1 protein-coding gene is annotated in these 652 nt (G+C 65.3%); it reads right to left on the bottom strand.

Annotated elements, in window-relative coordinates; genetic code table 11:
- Positions 1 to 213: 213 nt before the first annotated feature.
- Positions 214 to 652: elongation factor P (locus tag BRAO375_RS19685; RefSeq protein WP_035641341.1), on the bottom strand; the 439-nt coding region annotated here is incomplete at its 5' end.

Raw genomic sequence — 652 nt, 5'->3', positions numbered from 1 at the left:
TCGGGCGCGGTCGTGAGCTCGGAGCGAAGCTGGTCGAGTGCCGCGCGCCAATCGGCGCGCTGAAGCGAGATGACAGGCGTGGCGAAGGATTCGGCCGCGCCTGCCAGAGAGGTCGCGGCCGGCGTGATCACCGCCGCCAGGGCGACGGTGATAAAGGTGTTCCTTGCCCCCAATCCCCGCGCCCCCCGGCGTCAGATCATCCGTGTTGCCGTGTCAGTCCTTCGCGCGCTCGCAGTATGAACCGTCCTCGGTCATGACGACAATCCGGGTGCCGACGGTGATGTGCGGCGGCACGCCGGTCCGGACGCCGTTGGAGAGAACGGCGGGCTTGTAGGAGGACGACGCCGTCTGGCCCTTGGTGACCGGCTCGGTGTCCACGACCTCGAGCGTGACACGCTGCGGCAGCGCGATCGAGACCGGGTTGGTGTCGTGCATGGACAGCTTGACGGTCATGTTCTCCTGGAGATACGCCGCCTGGGTGCCGACGACATCCTTCGGCACCTGGACCTGGTCGTAGGTTTCCGGGTTCATGAAGTGGAAGCCGTCCTGGTCTTCATACAGGTAGGTGTAGTTGCGCTCTTCGATCGTGGCCTTCTCGACCTGGTCGGTGGTCTTGTAGCGCTCCGAGATCTTCACGCCGTCGCTGATTCGG

This window comes from Bradyrhizobium sp. ORS 375, assembly GCF_000239775.1.
In the GTDB taxonomy this organism is placed as follows: domain Bacteria; phylum Pseudomonadota; class Alphaproteobacteria; order Rhizobiales; family Xanthobacteraceae; genus Bradyrhizobium.
Note: the sequence above shows the minus strand (reverse complement) of the source record. Positions and strands in the feature narration are given on the sequence as shown.